This window comes from Nocardia miyunensis NBRC 108239 (assembly GCF_001613065.1).
Taxonomy (GTDB): domain Bacteria; phylum Actinomycetota; class Actinomycetes; order Mycobacteriales; family Mycobacteriaceae; genus Nocardia; species Nocardia miyunensis.
On sequence record NZ_BDBQ01000105.1, the window covers coordinates 12,898 to 29,731 of the forward strand.

14 protein-coding genes are annotated in these 16,834 nt (G+C 68.7%); 4 read left to right on the top strand and 10 right to left on the bottom strand.

Going from position 1 to position 16,834, the window contains the following annotated elements:
* Window positions 1-105 precede the first annotated feature (105 nt).
* Genes NM2_RS39525 through NM2_RS39540 form a run of 4 tightly spaced genes read right to left on the bottom strand, consistent with a single transcriptional unit; the run spans window position 106 to window position 4,476 of the window.
* Window positions 106-1,200: an SDR family NAD(P)-dependent oxidoreductase gene (locus NM2_RS39525; protein ID WP_084532031.1), complete on the bottom strand. Its 1,095-nt coding sequence runs from the start codon at window positions 1,198-1,200 to the stop codon at window positions 106-108.
* Between the two features lie 3 nt (window positions 1,201-1,203).
* A complete protein-coding gene (locus NM2_RS39530; protein ID WP_067680667.1) occupies window positions 1,204-2,106 on the bottom strand; it encodes an LLM class F420-dependent oxidoreductase in 903 nt (300 codons plus the stop codon).
* Window position 2,107: 1 nt separating this feature from the next.
* On the bottom strand, window positions 2,108-3,349 hold the full coding sequence (locus NM2_RS39535) for an acyl-CoA dehydrogenase family protein (protein ID WP_067680668.1): 1,242 nt from the start codon (window positions 3,347-3,349) through the stop codon (window positions 2,108-2,110).
* Entirely contained in the window at window positions 3,346-4,476 is a 1,131-nt protein-coding gene (locus NM2_RS39540) for an acyl-CoA dehydrogenase family protein (protein WP_067680669.1), read from the bottom strand. Before NM2_RS39540 ends, NM2_RS39535 begins: the two co-directional genes overlap by 4 nt.
* A 103-nt stretch (window positions 4,477-4,579) precedes the next feature.
* On the opposite strand from NM2_RS39540, the gene NM2_RS39545 reads away from it, so the two are divergent.
* From NM2_RS39545 to NM2_RS39555, 3 genes are read left to right on the top strand one after another with little or no spacing between them, the layout of a single operon-like run.
* Window positions 4,580-5,917: a cytochrome P450 gene (locus NM2_RS39545; RefSeq protein ID WP_157121686.1), complete on the top strand. Its 1,338-nt coding sequence runs from the start codon at window positions 4,580-4,582 to the stop codon at window positions 5,915-5,917.
* 5 nt (window positions 5,918-5,922) lie between these two features.
* Window positions 5,923-6,108, top strand: a complete 186-nt coding sequence (locus tag NM2_RS39550; protein ID WP_067680671.1) for a ferredoxin — start codon at window positions 5,923-5,925, stop codon at window positions 6,106-6,108.
* A 29-nt stretch (window positions 6,109-6,137) separates the two neighbouring features.
* The gene (locus NM2_RS39555; protein ID WP_084532032.1) at window positions 6,138-7,751 is read left to right on the top strand and encodes an acyl-CoA synthetase; all 1,614 of its coding nucleotides are present in this window, start codon (window positions 6,138-6,140) and stop codon (window positions 7,749-7,751) included.
* A 390-nt stretch (window positions 7,752-8,141) separates the two neighbouring features.
* Here the strand turns inward: NM2_RS39555 and NM2_RS39560 are convergent, their stop codons facing one another.
* The gene (locus NM2_RS39560) at window positions 8,142-8,981 is read right to left on the bottom strand and encodes an enoyl-CoA hydratase (protein WP_067680672.1); all 840 of its coding nucleotides are present in this window, start codon (window positions 8,979-8,981) and stop codon (window positions 8,142-8,144) included.
* 154 nt (window positions 8,982-9,135) lie between these two features.
* On the opposite strand from NM2_RS39560, the gene NM2_RS39565 reads away from it, so the two are divergent.
* Window positions 9,136-10,179: a TIGR03617 family F420-dependent LLM class oxidoreductase gene (locus NM2_RS39565; RefSeq protein WP_067680673.1), complete on the top strand. Its 1,044-nt coding sequence runs from the start codon at window positions 9,136-9,138 to the stop codon at window positions 10,177-10,179.
* Window positions 10,180-10,575: 396 nt separating this feature from the next.
* Here NM2_RS39565 and NM2_RS39570 read toward each other — a convergent pair whose 3' ends face one another.
* From NM2_RS39570 to NM2_RS39590, 5 genes are all read right to left on the bottom strand, one after another.
* Complete coding sequence (locus tag NM2_RS39570) at window positions 10,576-12,825, bottom strand: sensor histidine kinase (protein ID WP_245718445.1); 2,250 nt, start codon at window positions 12,823-12,825, stop codon at window positions 10,576-10,578.
* 59 nt (window positions 12,826-12,884) lie between these two features.
* Window positions 12,885-13,694, bottom strand: a complete 810-nt coding sequence (locus tag NM2_RS39575) for an NAD(P)-dependent oxidoreductase (protein WP_067680675.1) — start codon at window positions 13,692-13,694, stop codon at window positions 12,885-12,887.
* 28 nt (window positions 13,695-13,722) lie between these two features.
* The gene (locus NM2_RS39580) at window positions 13,723-14,538 is read right to left on the bottom strand and encodes an NAD(P)-dependent oxidoreductase (RefSeq protein WP_067680678.1); all 816 of its coding nucleotides are present in this window, start codon (window positions 14,536-14,538) and stop codon (window positions 13,723-13,725) included.
* A gap of 65 nt (window positions 14,539-14,603) precedes the next feature.
* A complete protein-coding gene (locus NM2_RS39585; protein ID WP_067680681.1) occupies window positions 14,604-15,125 on the bottom strand; it encodes a DoxX family protein in 522 nt (173 codons plus the stop codon).
* Between the two features lie 27 nt (window positions 15,126-15,152).
* Window positions 15,153-16,811, bottom strand: coding sequence for a thiolase C-terminal domain-containing protein (locus tag NM2_RS39590; protein ID WP_067680684.1), 1,659 nt, complete (start codon window positions 16,809-16,811; stop codon window positions 15,153-15,155).
* Between the last annotated feature and the right edge of the window lie 23 nt (window positions 16,812-16,834).

Consider the following 16,834-nt stretch of genomic DNA (forward strand, 5'->3'; position numbering starts at 1 on the left):
GGGCCAATACGCGCCAACTCGGGACCGGGGCCGGATCTCGTGGGCAGTTGAGCGGGGCGTACCTGGTCCGGGCCGATTGCGCCGATGCTCACGATCGGCCCGGTGCTAGCTGGGCTGCCCGTCCGAATTCCGCAGATAGCTGAGGGGGGCGTAGTTGGCCCAGCCCTGCTCGGGCCAGTTGAACCAGCCCGCCGAGGCCGAGGTGCCGCCGTCCGGATGCAGGGTCGTACCGGTCAGATACGCCGACAGATCCGAGGCCAGGAACACCACGCAGCCGGAGATGTCGGTGACCTCCCCGGACCGCCCCAGCGGAATCGCCACCCGCACGCCGACTGGATCGTCCATCGCGCTGTCACCCTGCCCGTGCCCGATGCGCGCCAGGTTGGGCGTCGGAACATAGTCCGGCGCAACGCAGTTGACCCGGATCCGGTCGGGCGCGAGTTCGATCGCCAGCGTCCGGGAGAACTGCTCGACTGCGGCCTTGGCCGCGGAGTAGACCGCGAAACCCGGTGCGGCACGGTGCGCTTCGATGGTGGTGATGGTGACGATGCTGCCCCCGCGCCCGCCCGCGCGCATCCGCGGCGCGGCCAGCGAGCAGGCGTGCATGACGTGCAGCAGATTCGCCCGCAGCAGCGCGTCCCAGCCTTTGGGGCGGGTCTCGGTGAAGGGCGCACGGAAGGTGCCGCCGACCACGTTGACCAGCGTATCCAGCCGTCCCCAGCGCCGATCGACCTCGTCGAACAGCGCCGCGAGCACATCGGGATCGCGGGCGTCCCCGACGTGCACCACCGCGTCGTGGCCGTCGGCGACGAGTGTGGCGCGCAGGTCTTCGGCGGCCTCGGTATCCAGGTCCAGTACCGCCGTGCGCACACCGTTGGCCGCGAGATCCGTCACGATGGCCCGGCCGAGACCGCCTGCGCCACCTGTGATCACGGCGACCTGGTCGGCCAGCCCGCTGCGCTGCTCGAACCAGCCGGAGCCGGGTGCTCGGTCGCTGAGCCGGTTCCTCGGCTCGCTGTGTTGCTCCGCCGACTCGGGTTCCCGGGCGGTGGCTTCGCTCGTCGGCGCGCTCGGCTGCTCTATTCCAGCGGACTCGGGTTTCCGGGCGCCGACTCGGCTCGTCGGCTCGCCGTGCCGGTTGCTACCCCCGGTCTCCGCCTCCCGGTCGAATTCCGCTGTGTCGTTTCCTGATTCGCTCATCGTCTACCGCAGATAGGTCGCGCCGAAGGATTCGATGAAGTCCAGTGTCGCGGTGCGCTCCCGGGTCCGCGAGGAGACCACGATCCAGGTGACCCCGGCCTTGTCGAGTTCGGCGAACGTCTCCCGATTGCGGTCGGGGTCGTCGGTGGGGGTGCCCAGGCCGTCCGCGTGGTAGGAGTACACCACGTCGATCGGATCGGTGCGCCCCTGCTGCTGCGCGGACGCCCGCAGTTCGGCGATGTCACCGGCCAGCTGACCGATCGGGCCGAGCTCGGGAGTTCTTGTGGTGGAACTCATCTGGGCTCCGCCGGACATCGGCATCCAACCCTGCGCGTGTGCGGCGACGCGGCGCTGGGTGAGCTTGGAATTGCCACCGATCCAGATCGGGATCGGATCCTGCACCGGCCGCGGACGGGCGATCACGTCCCGGGCGTTGAAATGCCGTCCCGCATAGCTGAACGGCTCACCGCTCCAGTGCAGCGGCAACGTCTCCAGCGCCTCGTCGAACAGCGCGTTGCGTTCCTCGAAATCGATTCCCAGAGCATGGAATTCACTCTTCTGATAGCCGGCGCCCAGCCCCAGGATCACTCGCCCGCCGGAGAGTTTGTCCAGGGTGGCCGCCGCCTTGGCGAGCAGGAACGGATTGCGGTACGGCGCGACGGCCAGATAGGTCAGCAGCCGCAGTCGTTCGGTCGCGCCCGCGATGTAGCCCAGCGCCACCAGCGGATCGAGGGTCTGATGTCCGCCCGAGGCCAGCCAGCGCGCACCGGGAATCGGATGCTCGCTCAGCGACAGCGCGTCGAATCCGGCGCGCTCGACCGCGATCGCGACCTCGCGCATCGGGCCCGCGTCCAGAACGTCGCCGTCGTATCCCGTGGTTTCCGGGTAGTGGAAGATGAAGCGCATCTCAACGTCCTCGCTTGACCTGGTTGAACGGCACATCGCGGTCCGCGGCGTATTCGCGGGGCATGCCCAGCACCCGTTCGCTGATCATGTTGCGGGCCATTTCGGTACTGCCGCCGGCCAGGCTCCACGCGTTGCGGAACAGGTAGTCCAGGCCGATTCGCGCGACGCCGGGCCCGTCGGCGTCGCCGGTCACCGACGCCGCGCCCGCGATCGTCATCGCGGAATCGGTTTGCAGCCAATTGGTTTCGGCCCCGAACAGCCTCACGATGGATCCCGCGGCCGGGGGCATCGCACCGGTGGAGATGGCCTGGGTGACGTGATCGATCAGCTGATTGCGGACCACGGTCATCACCCGGGCCGCGCCGATGTCCTCGCGCACGCGGGGATCGTCCAGGCGTTCGGTGTCGCGGGCGAGATCGACCAGGACGTGCGCATCGCTGCCGAAGTGCGGACGCCGGCCGCTGGTGTAGGGCGAGGTGCCGCCCATCGCCGCGCGCTCGTGCACCAGCAGTCGCGAGGCCGCCGCCCAGCCGCCGCCGACCTCCCCGACCACGGCGTCCGCGGACAGCCGCACGTCGTCGAAGAATTCCTGGCAGAACTCGGTGGACCCGGTCACCTGCTTGATCCGCTGAATGGTCACCCCGGGCGCGTGCACCGGGACCAGGAACATCGTGAGCCCGTTGTGTTTGGGCACATCCCAGTCGGTGCGGGCCAGGCACAGTCCGTAGTCCGCGCCGTACGCGCCCGAACTCCAGATCTTGGAGCCGTTGAGAATCCATTCGTCCCCGTCGCGGTCCGCGCGCGTGGTGAGCCCGGCCAGATCCGATCCGCCCTTGGGTTCGGACAGGAATTGCGCGAGGATCTCTTCGCCCTTCAGCACGGCGGCCAGGTGCGTGAGTTTCTGCTTCTCGGTGCCGAGATCGGCGAGGGTGGCCGCGCAGATGGCCAGGGTCGGCACATTCAGCTCGAGCGGCATCTCGTAGCCGAACGACTCCTCGGTGAACGCGCGCTGATGAGCGGGCGTGAGTCCTTGTCCGCCATAGGCTTTCGGGAAGCAGATGCCCGCGAAGCCGCCCTCGGACAGGATGCGCTGCAATCGGCGGGCGCGGTCCCAGCTCTCGTCGTCGGGGACGCCGAGGCGGCCCTGCGCGACGTTCGGGAGGTTCTCCTTCAACCAGCGCCGGGCCCGGTCGCGGAAGGCGTCGACGGGTTCGAGCTCGGTGGATTCGGGTGCGGTGGTCATGCGGCGCTCCGGACGAGTAGATCGGTGATGCGGCGGTGGTGCTCCTCCGGGGTGCCGTACAGCGCCCGGCCGAGGGTGACCCGCCGCAGGAACAGGTGCAAATCGTGTTCCCAGGTGACGCCGATGCCGCCGTGGATCTGCACGCAGTCCTGCACGATGACCGGCGCTTTCCCGCTCACGTACGCCTTGGCCACGCTGACGAGTTCGGCGGCGGTGAGCGGGCTGTCGTCGATGGCCGCGGCGGCGGCGCGGGAGGTGGCCTCGCACGCCTCGAGCCAAGTCTTGTTGTCGGCCATGCGATGTTTGAGGGCCTGATAGGAGGCCAGCGGACGGCCGAAGGTGTAGCGGTCGAACATCCACTCCACGGTGGCGTCGAAGGCGCGGCGGGTGGCTGCGGTCGACTCGGCGGCGGTCAGCGCGGCGGCGATGTGGAGTTGGGATTGCACTGCGGCAGAGGCGCTTTCGCCGTGCTGGACGACAGCTTCGGCACCCACGGCGACATCGTCGAACTCGATCCGCGCGGTGCGGCGGACCAGGTCCAGCGTCCACGTCGGGGTGACCGTGACCCCGGGGGCGTCGGTGCGGACCAGCAGCTGGATCGGGCCGTCCGGGCCCTGCGCGGTGACCAGCAGGACGTCGGCGGTATCTCCGGCCTCGACGCGGTCCTTGCACCCGGTGAGGCGGTAGCCCTCGCCGTCGGGTTCGGCGCGGGTCTGCCCGGGGGCGAGTTCGAGCCCGTGCCGTGGTTCGTACAGCGCCCACGCGGCGATCAGGTCGCCCGCGACGATTTCCCCGATCACCTCGGCGAATCGATCACCTGCGGCGACCAGGCCCGATAGCGCTGTGCTGGTGGGTATCAGCGGTCCCGGCGCGCAGGCGTGCCCGAATTCCGCGGCCACGAGGGCCAGTTCGGTCAGCGGTCGGCCGGAGACCGAACCGCCGCCCAGACTCTCGGGCACCAGCATCGCCGTCCAGCCCAACTCCGCTCCGCGCCGCCACCAGTCGCGGTCGAATCCCGTTGCGGTGTCGGCGAGTTCGCGAATCACCGGAATGGGCGCGGTGCGGTCGAGGAACTCGCGGGTGGTGGTCTGGAACAGCAGCTGATCGCCGTTCGGTTCCGCAGTCATGGTGTTCGGTCCTCCACTTCTCAGCGATCCTCATTTGACGGCCCCGCCAACCGGTGTGAGAATCGGATCATCAGTTAATGAGAGTATCATTCTCATGAGTCGGATGGACGGTGCAACCGCCGCCGCCCGAAGGGAGTCAGCAGTGGTGAACGACGTCACGTCGACGGACTTTTTCCTGGGGCGCGAGCTCCTCGAGGACCCGTACCCATACTTCGACGCCCTGCGGGCGCAATGTCCCGTCACCAAGGAGAACCACCACAACGTCTACATGGTGACCGGGTACGACGAGGCGCTCGAGGTGCTCAACGACGCGGAGAAGTTCTCCTCGTGCACCTCGGTGACCGGGCCGTTTCCGGGATTTCCGGTCCCGCTCGAGGGCGATGACATCAGTGGCCTGATCGAGGAGCACCGCGACTCGCTGCCCTTCAGTGATCAGCTGCCCACGCTCGACCCGCCGGTGCACACCCAGCACCGCGGCCTGCTCATGCGGCTGATCACGCCCAAGCGGCTCAAGGAGAACGAGCAGGCGATGTGGGCCATCGCCGACCGGATCCTGGACAGCTACCTCGCCGACGAGTCGGCCTGCTTCATCCGTGATTTCGCCGGGCCGTTCACGCTGTACACGATCGCCGATCTGCTGGGCGTGCCGCCGGACGATCAGGAGGACTTCCTCTACACCTTGCAGCGTGATCCGCACCGCAATCAGGGCAACACCATCGGCAGCACCAAAGGTGATGCCATGACGGAGAATCCGATCGAATTCCTCTACGAGAAGTTCTCTACCTATATCGAGGACCGTCGCCGCGAACCGCGCGGGGACGTGCTGTCGAGTATGGCCGCCGCACCCTTCGCCGACGGTACCGAGCCGCCGGTGCGCGATGTGGTCGCGGTGGCGTCGAATCTGTTCTCCGCCGGGCAGGAGACCACGGTCCGGCTGCTCAGTTCGGCGCTGCGGGTGATCGCCGAACAGCCCGAGGTGCAGCGGCTGCTGCGCGAGGATCGTTCGCGGATCGGCAACTTCCTCGAGGAGGTGCTGCGCATGGAGAGTCCGGTGAAGGGCGATTTCCGGCTGTCCAAGGTGCCGGTCACCGTGGGCGGGGTCGATCTGCCCGCCGGGACGACGCTGATGGTCGTCAACGGCGGAGCCAACCGGGATCCGCGCAAGTTCGCGGATCCCTCGGCCTTCGATCCGCAGCGTTCCAATGCGCGCCAGCACATTTCGTTCGGGCGCGGCATCCACACCTGCCCGGGTGCGCCGCTGGCGCGGGCGGAATCGCGGGTGGCCATCGAGCGGCTGCTGGATCGCACCACCGACATCCGCATCGACGAGAAGGTCCACGGGCCCGCCGATGCGCGCAAGTACACCTATGTGCCGACGTTCGTGCTGCGCGGTCTGACCGAGTTGCACCTGGAATTCGATCTGGCCGAGAAGGAGTCGTAATCCCGATGAAGGTATCCATCGATACGGACCGCTGCCGCGGCCACGGCATCTGCCTGGGCGAGTGTCCGGAGGTGTTCGAGCTCAACGATGACGGGTACGCCGAGGCGGGACCGGACGTTCCGCCGGAGTTCGAGAAGGCGGTGCGCAGCGCCGCCTCGGCCTGTCCCGAGCGGGCCATCGTCGTGAGCTGATCGCAGTCTCGATCGGAGGGAGCGCGAAGATGCGCGAAACCGGCACATCGTCCGATTCCCCTGCGGCCGAAGGAGATCGGCCGCAGGGCGCGGCGCCGCTGACGCCCGGCTGGCATGCCGAGCGGACACCGGACCGGCCCGCGATCGTGCTCGCCTCCAGCGCCGAGGTGGTGACGTACGCGCAACTCGAGGAGCGGTCCGTTCGCTTCGCGCGGGCGCTGCTCGCGCGGGGGGCGAAGGTCGGCGACCATATCGCGATTCTGCTCGAGAACAATCGGGAATTTCTCGAGATCGCCTGGGCGGCACAGCGTTCCGGGCTGTACTACACCGCGGTGAATCGGCATCTGACCGCCGGTGAGGTGCAGTACATCCTGGACGACTGCGGCGCGACGGCGCTGGTGACGAGCGAATCGCTGGCCGAGGTGGTCGCGGGTCTGGATCTGTCGCGGATCCCGGTCCGGATCTGCGCGGCCGGGCGGATCGAGGGTTTCGAGGACTACGCGCGGGTGCTGGCGGACTCGTCGGCCGAGCCGCTGGGCGCGCAGGAGTGCGAAGGCCGGGAGATGCTCTACTCGTCGGGAACGACGGGGCGGCCCAAGGGAATTCGCAAACCGCTCCCGGCTACGCCGCTGGGTGATCCCGATGCGCCGCCGGTGCAGATCGCGCGCGGTCTGCTGGTGAGCGGCGCCCGCGAGGACGCGGTGTATCTCTCGCCCGCGCCGCTGTATCACGGTGCGCCGCTGGTGTTCTCGATGTCCTGGCAGCGGATGGGCGCGATCGTGATCGTCATGGAACGCTTCGATCCGCGGCTGTATCTCGAACTGGTCCAGCGGTATCGGGTGACCCACAGCCAACTCGTGCCGACGATGTTCGTGCGGATGTTGCGGCTGCCGCGCGAGGAACGCGAGAGCTACGACGTCTCCAGCCTGGTGGACGCGGTGCATTCGGCCGCGCCCTGCCCGGTGCCGGTCAAGCGGCAGATGCTGGACTGGTGGGGGCCGATCATCAGCGAATACTATTCGGGCACAGAGGATGTGGGTAACACCTACATCTCCGCGCCGGAATGGCTCGCGCATCCCGGTTCGGTGGGCAGGCCCGCGCAGGAATGCCATATCGTCGGCGCGGACGGCGCGGAGGTGCCCGTCGGGCAGGTCGGCGTGGTCTACTTCGCGGGTGGCCGCCAGTTCGAATACCATCACGACGCGGCCAAGACGGCGTCGGTCACGCACGAGAAGGGCTGGCGCACCCTCGGAGACATGGGCTACCTCGACCAGGACGGCTACCTGTACCTGACCGACCGGCAGGCCCACATGATCATCTCCGGCGGGGTGAACATCTACCCGCAGGAGGCGGAGAACATCCTGGCCTCGCACCCCGCCATCGCGGACGTCGCCGTCATCGGCGTCCCCGATGAGGAAATGGGCGAATCGGTGAAAGCCGTTGTGCAACTGGTCGACTCGTCCGCCGCCACCCCGGCCCTCGCCGCTGAGCTGATCGCCTGCTGCCGCGCGGAACTGGCCGCCTACAAATGCCCCCGCACGGTCGACTTCGTCACCGAACTGCCGCGCGACCCCAGCGGCAAGCTCTACAAACGCAAACTGCGGCAACGCTATTGGGAAGGTCACGACAACCTGGTGCGCTGAGACCGGTCGCGGCCGAACTGTCCCGTGACTCGGGGGGCGACTGGGCGATTGGTAGCTACGGCCGCTATCGGAGGGCTTCGGCAACCTGGTGCGTTGAGGTCGGGATGCGGCGCGTTGTCAGGGCGTAACGATCCATGGTCGATGTGCGTTCCGATAGTTGCCATAGCTCGGCGCTGTAACGCTCCGCGTCCCGTTCCCGCAGGTCGCATCAGATATCGGTGCTTGGCGCAGGCGGCCGGTACATGCTCGTCGACAATGGTTGCGGCGGAGCCGATTCGGTGCTTTCGGCCGTGATGATCCGTCGTGTGGTCGGGTTCCGGGCATCGATGGTGGTCGATATGTCGGCTGCGCGTGGTGTGACGCGTCGACGTGGGCGGCGGTGTGGCGAAGTCAGGATGTGAGTGTTGTGTCGGTGTCGGCCGGGGTGGCGTCCGCGTGCACTTGGTTGCGGCCGCGGGCGATGACCGCTGCTCGGCGAGCGCCGACATTGCTGAGGCCGGGGCGCCAGGTTTCGGCGAGGATGCCTTCCAGCAGATGAGCCTCGGTGAGAGTGGCGGTGTCGGCGAGGCGGTTGTAGTGGGCCAGGAGGTGCCGTACCGCATGGGGGTCGTTGCCCGCGATATCGGTGGCGAGGCGGTGTGTGAAGGGGAGTAGGTCCTCATGTGGCACAACGTGATTCACCAGGCCCAGGCGGAGTGCCTCGGCGGCGGTGAGGAAGTTGCCGGTGAGGGAGAGTTCGATGGCCTTGCGGGTGCCGACCGTCGCGGCGAGCAGGACGGTGGCGCCTGCGCCGGGCATGACGCCGACGCGGGCGTGAGTGTCGGCGAACCGGGCGCGGTCCGACGCGATCAGGAAGGTGCACTGCAGGGCCACCTCGAGGCCGCCGGTGACCGCCGCGCCGTTGATCGCGCCGATGACGGGTTTGGCGATCGGCGGCAGGAATCGGAACAGGCCGTTGGTGTCGCGTCCGGGGCCCTCGCCGGGTGCGCGCAGGGGTGACATGGTGCCGCTCGCGGCCTCGACGAGGTCCACGCCCGCGCAGAACACCGGATCCGCGCCGGTCAGCACGACGACGTCGATTCCGGGATCGTTCCCGGCCGCGGTGACCGCATCCCACAGTGCGTCCATCAGCGCGCGGCTCAGGGCATTTCGCGCCTCGGGGCGATCGAGCGTGAGGGTCGCGACACGATCCGCGGTCGCGACGCGGACCAGTGACTCGGCATCGGTCACGGGGCACCTCCGATCGTTGCGGTGGCGGTCCCTGCGGGGCCTATCGTCCACACCGCTGTGAATATATGATTCTCTTAATGAGAGAGTATAGTTTCCACTCTGCTGAGGTGTCGGTATCCGGCATGAGATCGTGCGTGCGCCGGAGGTTTTCGCGATGAAGGTCGACGCGACCATCGCGGGGCTGAGCGTGGCCTCCGCCCGTGCGCGCGAGCTCGAGGCCGACGGATTCGACGGTCTGTGGGCCGGGGAGATGAATCAGGATCCGTTCCTGGCGCTGGCCGTGGCCACCGAGGCCACCGAACGCATCCGGCTGGGCACCTCGATCGCGGTGGCCTTCGCCCGCTCGCCCATGACGCTGGCCTACACCGCCGACGATCTGCAGCGGCATTCGGGCGGTCGGCTCACCCTCGGACTGGGTTCTCAGGTCCGGGCGCATGTCGTGCGCCGGTTCGCGATGCCGTGGGGTCGGCCCGCCGCGCAGATGCGTGAATACGTGCTGGCGCTGCGTGCGATCTGGTCCCGCTGGCACGAGGACGTCCCGCTGGCCTTCGAGGGCGAGTTCTACCGGCACACCCTCATGCCGCCTGACTTCGTCCCGCCGTCACACGATTTCGGCCCGCCCCCGGTTCTGCTGGCCGGGGTGGGCGAGGCGATGACGCGGGTCGCCGGCGAGGTCGCCGACGGCTTCCTGTGCCACGGCTTCACCACCGCCCGCTGGCTGCGCGAACGCACCGTCCCCGCACTGCGCGAGGGCCGGGCGCGCGCCGGTGCGACCATGGCCGGATTCGACATGGTCGCAACACCTTTCGTCATCACCGGCGCCGAATCGCAGATCGCCGCCGCGATACCCGCACTCCGGCAACGCATCGCGTTCTACGCCTCGACCCCCGCCTACCGCGGCATCTTCGAACTGCACGGCTGGGCGGAGACCCGCGAGCGCCTGACCGCCCTGTCCAAGGCGGGCGACTGGGACGAGATGCCGCCCCTGATCACCGACGAGATGCTCGACGCCTTCGCTGTCATCGCCCCGCCCGACGAGCTCCCGTCCCGCATCGCCGACCGCTTCGGCGGCCTGCTGACCCGCCTGTCGCTGCCCCTCCCGCCGAGCATCGACCGCGATCAGGCCGCCGACCTCGCCCGTCGGATCCGGGATACGTGCCGGGCACGGGAAGTGAATTCCGCGGCCACCCGGAGCTGAATCTGCGGTGTCTCGGACCATGCCCCAGTGGGGCTGCCCGGGCTCGACGCCACAACGGTGAGGTCTCCAGAGTTCGATCCGCATGGCGATTTCCTCGGGCAGCTGCTCCAGCTCTTCCCAAGTCATGTATTCCGGGAGGTCAGGGCGCTCGACACCTGGCATGGACATGCGCCCATGGTACGGAGAAGGTCCTGCGGGCATAGCCTCCGTTGTTCATCTACCGGCGGAGTCTCCGAGTCCGGGTAGCCGGGGAAACAGCCCGGCGGCGTGCTTGCGCGTTTGTCGCTGACCCTGCCGCCGAACATCGACCGGGACCAGGCCGCCGACCTCGCTCACCGGATCCGTGCGGAATGCACGTCCCCAGAGACCGGATCCGGATTCCACTGAGCTGCGGCCCTACCGGCCGTCGGTATTCGGTGGGAGTCGGTTCGGCGGGGCCGCGCGGCGGCCCTGGCGGGTGCCGTTCTCGATGGTCGACATGAGGTCTCGGGCTTGTTCGGCGGTGCGGTTCGGGCGTGGGGCTGGTGGCTCGGTACCCGGGGTGTCGGCCGCTAGTTCGGGGGCGAGGCTGGCCTGGCGGCGGCGTTTGGGGAGTGCGGGTTTGGCCTGGCGGGGCGGGGCGTGGTGGGTCTGTGTGGGGGCGGGCATGTGGGGGGCGGCGCCGACCGGGACCGCTACGGGTTCGGGCGGGGGTGAAATGCGGTGCGGGGCATTCTCGTCGGTGATCGGCTCGATGCTGACGCAGGAGTTCGGGATGAGGACGATGGCCCGGACGCCGCCGTAATCGGATTCGGCCAGGCGTACCGAGATGCCGTGGCGCGCGCCGAGCAGCGCGACGACGAACAGTCCGAGCCGGGAATCGGCCGACAGCGTGGCGACCGCGAAATCCGGTGGGCGGGCGAGCATCTCGTTGGTGCGGCGGATGTCCTCGGGGCTCATGCCCATACCCTGATCGCCGACCTCCACCGCCACGCCGCGTCCGACCACCGTGCCGGTGACGTCCACGCGGGATTCCGGCGGCGAGAACGAGGTGGCGTTGTCGACCAGTTCGGCCAGCAGGTGGATCAGGTCGCCGACGACATTGCCCAGGATGTACGCCTGCGGCATCCGGCTGGTGTGCACCCGGGCGTAATCCATGGTCTCACCGACCGCGCTGCGGACCAGTTCCATCAGCGGCACCGGTTTGCGCCACTGGCGGCCGGGCCGCCCGCCGCCGAGGATGAGCAGATTCTCGGCATTGCGGCGCTCGCGGGTGGCAAGGTGATCGAGCCGGAAGTACACGTCCAGAACCGCCGGATTCTCTTCTCCCCGTTCGGCTTCGTCCAGGATCTCCAGCTGCCGGTGCACCACGAGCTGGCTGCGGTGCGCGATATTGAGGAAGACCGCGCGCACGCCCTCGCGGGTGCGCGCCTCGGTGACCGCCGCGTCCACGGCGGCGGTGTGCGCCTGATTGAAAGCCTGTGCCACAGCGCCGATCTCGTCGCGCCCGAAGTCCAGCTGCGCGGCACGCTCCTCGGCGGAGACGTTCTCACCGGCCCCGAGCCTGCGCATGGTCTCGGGTAGCGCGATCTCGGCGAGGGCGAGGGTCTCGGTCCGCAAGCGCTGGAGGCGTCCGATGATCCGGTTGGCCAGCAGGAGTGAGAGCGCGAATCCCAGCAACGCCAGGGCCGCCGTGCCGATCCCGACGATCAGTGAATTGTGTGCGTTGCGGCTGCCCGATACGGCGGACTGTCGCTGCGCCTGCGCGTCATGGTCGACCCACAGCGACGTCATCTGGCCCTCGACGGTGTCGGCGGTGCGCAGCCAGTCGGTGAGGTTCGTCGGCAGCACCGTGGTGTTACCGGATTTCGCGGATGTCGCGGGGCGCAGGATGGCGTCTTCCATGGCGCTGAGCTGACGCCAGTCCGGGGAGGCGATCAGATCGGCGATCCGCTTCCCGGTGGCCGGATCGGTCTGTGTGTATCCGGCCTGGACCTTGGTCAATTGCGTGTGGTACCAACCGACCTGGTTGCGGTAGTCGGTGGTCAGGGTCGGTGGTAGGCCACCTGTCCCGGCCAGCGCGGTCAGGGAGATGGACCGGGACATGGCCTCCATGACCCCGAGTAGATCGGAGGCATGGGTGAGCTGGATGACCGAGGCGACATCCGGTGCGGATTGCTCGATCGTGTACTTGCCCTGGTCCTCGCCGTCGAGCAGGTGGCAGTAGAAGGTGTAGATGTCGGCGATCGGAGCGGTGCGCGCGTCGATTGCCTTGCGCAGCAACGGAAGCTGTGTTTTGAGCGCGTCGAATGCGTGCAGGGCCGCATCGACCGAGGTGCCCTGGGTCCGGGCGTACTGGACCTCGACCGGGATGATCCCGTCCAACGCACCGTCGAACTGAGTGCGGGCGGTCTGCAATGCGTCGGGATCGATCTGCTGCCCGGCCAGATGCCACAGCGACAGCAGCCGTTCCCGTTCCACGGACAGAATCAGATTCCGGGCCGGGGCCTGGTTCGCCTGCAGGTCCTTGGCGAAGCTCTCGGCGCGATGTCCGGTGATCACCAGATAGATCGCGCCGGTGATGCCGATGGCGAGCAGGACGAGGCTGGGAACGAGTGCGACGGCGAGGATCTTGCTGCGGATCCCGGCGAATCTAGCGGGTAGCACCGAGCCAATATAACGGAAAAGCATAGAACTTAACTCGCTCAAACAGAGAGAATTCGCAGCTAATCGCCGGGATCTCGATAATCGGCGGCGTCGATGGCCGTGGCCAGCGGGCCGAGGTCCGCATTCAGCTCGGTGGCGAGGTTCCGAGCTACCGAGACGTCCTTGCGGAGGAATTCACCGACCGATTCGGCGAAGGCCGCTACCGACCCCGTGGCCGCGACGCTGCCGAGCGCGCGCCCGGCACTGCTGGCGTGCGGCAGGGCCGACAGCAGCGCGGACTCCTCGACGCCGAGTTGTGTTGCCAGCCGGACCGATTCGGCCACCAGCCCGATCTGCGCCGCGAACAGCACGTTGTTGACCAGCTTGACGCGCTGACCCGAACCCAGCGGGCCAAGGTGCAGGATCGGATCCCCGTAGGCGGCCAGCGCGGGCCGGATCCGTTCCAGCGCAGCGGCGTTCCCGCCGCCGAACAGCGTGAGCTGCCCGGCGTCGATATCGTGCGGGCCGCCGCTGACCGGTATGTCGAGCACCTCGATGTCATGGGAATCGGCCACCGCGGCAATGTCTTCCACGGTGCGCGGGCTGCCGGTGGTGTGCACGGCCAGGACCGATCCGGGCGGCATGGTCTCGAGCAGCGGCGTGTCCAGGCAGACCGCCCGCACCTGTTCATCGGTGAACACGCAGACGATGACCGCGTCCGCGTCGGTTCCGGTGGCCGCAGCGAAGGGCACCGCCTGGGCGCCCAGTTCGGCCAGGGCCCTGCGGGTTTCGCCGCTGCGGCCCAGCGCGCTCACCTGATGTCCGGCCGCCACCAGCCGCCGGACCATGGGTCGTCCCATCCGGCCCGTACCGACGAATCCGATTCGCATCGCGAGTATTCCTGTCCGGCAGTCGAATTCAGCGCGGGTTCTGCATCATCGCGAGCGTGGCGTCCGCCGCGGTGAGCACGATGCCGGGCTCGGCGTCCGCGGTCGAGGCCAGTCCGGCGATCAGGCCCACGTCCTTGCGCAGCAGACCGGCCGCGTGCCCGGCGAGCAGCTCGAAGCCGCCGGGATTGGTGATCCGGCCCAGTGCGAAGCTGTTCGCGGTGCCGTGCGTGATGACCTCGCCCAGCCGGGCCGCATCGATGCCGAGCGCGCTGCCCAGGTCCAGGGCGCTCTTGGCGGTGGCCAGGTTCGCGGTGAACAGCAGGTTGTTCAGTAGTTTGGTGGTCTGCCCGGAGCCGACGCCGCCCAGGTGAACGATCGGGTCGGCATAGGTAGCGAACACGGGGCGAACCCGTTCGACCGCATCGTCCTCGCCGCCGACCATCACCAGCAGCCGCCGCTCCGCCGCGGCCATACCCCCGCCGCTGACCGTCGCGTCGATCAGGGAGATGCCCTGTGCGGCAGTTTTTTCGGCCAGCTGCCGACAGGTGTCGGGGTGGACCGTGCTGTGGATGGCGATGATGCCGCCGGACCGCATTCCGGCCAGCACGCCGTGTTCGCCCTCGAGCACCTGCCGCACGTCGTCGTCGCCGACCACGCACAGGCACACCAGATCGCTGGCCGCACCCAGCTCCGCCGGGGTGGCCGCGGTCTTCGCGGCGGTGTCGGCGTAAGGCTCCAGCGACGCGGGGCGGCGCGCCCAGAGCGTCGTCTCGTAACCCTCCTCGACGATCCGGCGAGCCATCGGGCCGCCCTGACTGCCCAGTCCGATGAATCCAACCCGCATCCGGTGTCCTCCATATCGAAAAGCGTTGCCGCGCAGCGCTGTCCGGCGACGCGCGACGATGATCTCTAGTTCTGCGGCGCGGCCTCGGCGGCGGGCGCGGGCTGGGGCCGGTAGAACGTCGCCAGCAGTCCGCCGGTCGCGACCACCCCGAGGATCAGGGCGATACCGCCGCCCGCCCAGCCGGTGACATCGATACCGGCCGCGTGATCCACCGACAGCCAGCCGGGCCCGAGAATGCCCAGCGCCAGCGCAACCACGCCCAGCACCAGCACGTACTCGTAGCCCTCCTTGAACACGAAGAACCCGTTCGAGCGATGCGCGAGCAGTCCGGCGACCAGCATCACCGAGATCACCGCGGCGGCCGCGAACGAGGTCAGCAACCCGAGCACCAGCAGCACCCCGGCCGCGATCTCGGTCAGCACGCTCAGCCATGCTTGCAGGACGGGCCGGCGCAGCCCGAGACCGCCGAACCACCCGGCGGTTCCGGCGATCTTGCCGCCGCCCACCCAGTGGTTGACGCCGTGCGCGATCATGGTGACGCCCAGCACGATTCGTATCAGCAGCAACGCGACATCGGTCACGTTCATGAATTCTCCTCCGATAGCATTGGCCGATCAGGTGTCGCTGCGCAGCAGCAGCGCCCCACCGGGGGTCAGGCCGCCGCTGGAGACGACCGCGACGTGGGCGTCGGTGACCTGACGGGCACCGCCCTCGCCGCGCAATTGCACGATAGCCTCGTGCAGCAGGCCCATGCCGTGCGTTCTGCCGTGCGAGAGCTGGCCGCCGTGGGTGTTCAGCGGCAGCAGTCCGTCGCGGGCGATGTTCTTGCCGCCGTCGAGGAAGTCCTTCGCCTCGCCGATACCGCAGAAGCCCAGCGATTCGATCCAGGACAGGCAGTTGAACGAGAACCCGTCGTAGAGCTCGGCGACGTCGACGTCGGTGGGACGCAACGAGGTTCGGCTCCACAGATGCGCCGCGGGCCCCAGCGACTGCGGCTCGTGGGCCAGGGTGCTCTGGTCCCAGTCGATGCGCTCCATGATCTGCGTGCCGACCGCCTCCACATGCACCGGCGCGACGGCCAGATCGCGCGCGGCGTCGGCGGCCGAGACGATGACCGCGACCGCGCCGTCGCACGGCACGTCGCAGTCGTACAGGCCGAACGGGGTGGTGATGGTCCGCGCGGAGAGGTAGTCCTCCATGGTCATCGGATCCCGGTACACCGCACTGGGATTCAACTCCGCGTTGGCCCGCTGGTTCAGCGCGATCCAGCCGAGCGTCTCGCGCGTGGTGCCGTAGCGGTGGAAGTGCCGCTGCGCGTTCTGCGCGAGAGTGTGCGCCGCCGAGGACGCGCCGAAGGGCATCAGCCAGCCCGGCGAGCGCCCGCCGCCCGAGGGGATCTTGCCCGTGCGCATGCGCTCGTTGAACGTCGCCTCCCACACGGTCCGGAAGCACAGCACGTGCCGGGCCAGGCCACCGGCGACCGCGAGCATCGCCGCGATCACCGAACCGCCGGGCCCGAACGTCTCGATCCCGCCGTTGTGCCAGGTGGGCCGCAGGCCCAGGGCCGCCTCGAGCGCGGTGACACCGCCCTCGGCCATACCGCCGAGATTGCCGCCGCCGGGATAGGTCGACAGCCCGTCGATATCGGCCATGGTCAGGCCCGCGTCGGCGACCGCCTGCTCACAGGCATCGATGGTCAGCTCGAGCGGCGGGCGCATGAGCCGCCGCCCGATCTGCGACATGCCGATTCCGGTGAGGGCTACCTTGTCCTCGAACTTCTCGGTGCGGACCATCGGGCGCACGTATTCGCCGAATCGCGCCGGGTCGATCTCGTCCTGCGGTAGCGGCGCGGGCTCGGGCTGATCCGCCACCGGCCGGAACAACGGCAGCCACACATCGCCGTCGGCGAGGAAGGTGACCTCCACCCGCATGCCCAGCACCAGCGAGTCCGGATCGGCGTCGATGACGTTGGTGGTCAGTCGAACTCGCGGATCGTCCTCGAGCGCGACCTGCGCGATGACGTACGGCGCGGGCATGCCCGGCAGGCTGAACCGCTCGTTGACGGTGAAGCCGGCGAGCGTGCCGAATCCCGACACCACCCGCACGCCGAGCTCGCGGCTGCGGCAGTACCGGCAGATCGGCTGCGGCGGATGAATCAGTGCCGCACAGGATTCGCACTCCTGCACCCGCAGGTTGCCGTCCGCACCCGAGGTCCAGAAGAATTCGTTCTCCAGGGTGAGCAACGGTAGCGGTCGTCCCGATTCCTCTGCCATATCGCCTCCTTACTTCGCCGGAT

Coding starts and splice junctions, on each gene's coding strand:
- NM2_RS39585 (WP_067680681.1), bottom strand. CDS start 15,125: ATGAACGTGACCGATGTCGCGTTGCTGCTGATACGAATCGTGCTGGGC.
- NM2_RS39590 (WP_067680684.1), bottom strand. CDS start 16,811: ATGGCAGAGGAATCGGGACGACCGCTACCGTTGCTCACCCTGGAGAAC.
- NM2_RS39525 (WP_084532031.1), bottom strand. CDS start 1,200: ATGAGCGAATCAGGAAACGACACAGCGGAATTCGACCGGGAGGCGGAG.
- NM2_RS39530 (WP_067680667.1), bottom strand. CDS start 2,106: ATGCGCTTCATCTTCCACTACCCGGAAACCACGGGATACGACGGCGAC.
- NM2_RS39550 (WP_067680671.1), top strand. CDS start 5,923: ATGAAGGTATCCATCGATACGGACCGCTGCCGCGGCCACGGCATCTGC.
- NM2_RS39565 (WP_067680673.1), top strand. CDS start 9,136: ATGAAGGTCGACGCGACCATCGCGGGGCTGAGCGTGGCCTCCGCCCGT.
- NM2_RS39555 (WP_084532032.1), top strand. CDS start 6,138: ATGCGCGAAACCGGCACATCGTCCGATTCCCCTGCGGCCGAAGGAGAT.
- NM2_RS39540 (WP_067680669.1), bottom strand. CDS start 4,476: ATGACTGCGGAACCGAACGGCGATCAGCTGCTGTTCCAGACCACCACC.
- NM2_RS39575 (WP_067680675.1), bottom strand. CDS start 13,694: ATGCGAATCGGATTCGTCGGTACGGGCCGGATGGGACGACCCATGGTC.
- NM2_RS39545 (WP_157121686.1), top strand. CDS start 4,580: ATGGACGGTGCAACCGCCGCCGCCCGAAGGGAGTCAGCAGTGGTGAAC.
- NM2_RS39535 (WP_067680668.1), bottom strand. CDS start 3,349: ATGACCACCGCACCCGAATCCACCGAGCTCGAACCCGTCGACGCCTTC.
- NM2_RS39580 (WP_067680678.1), bottom strand. CDS start 14,538: ATGCGGGTTGGATTCATCGGACTGGGCAGTCAGGGCGGCCCGATGGCT.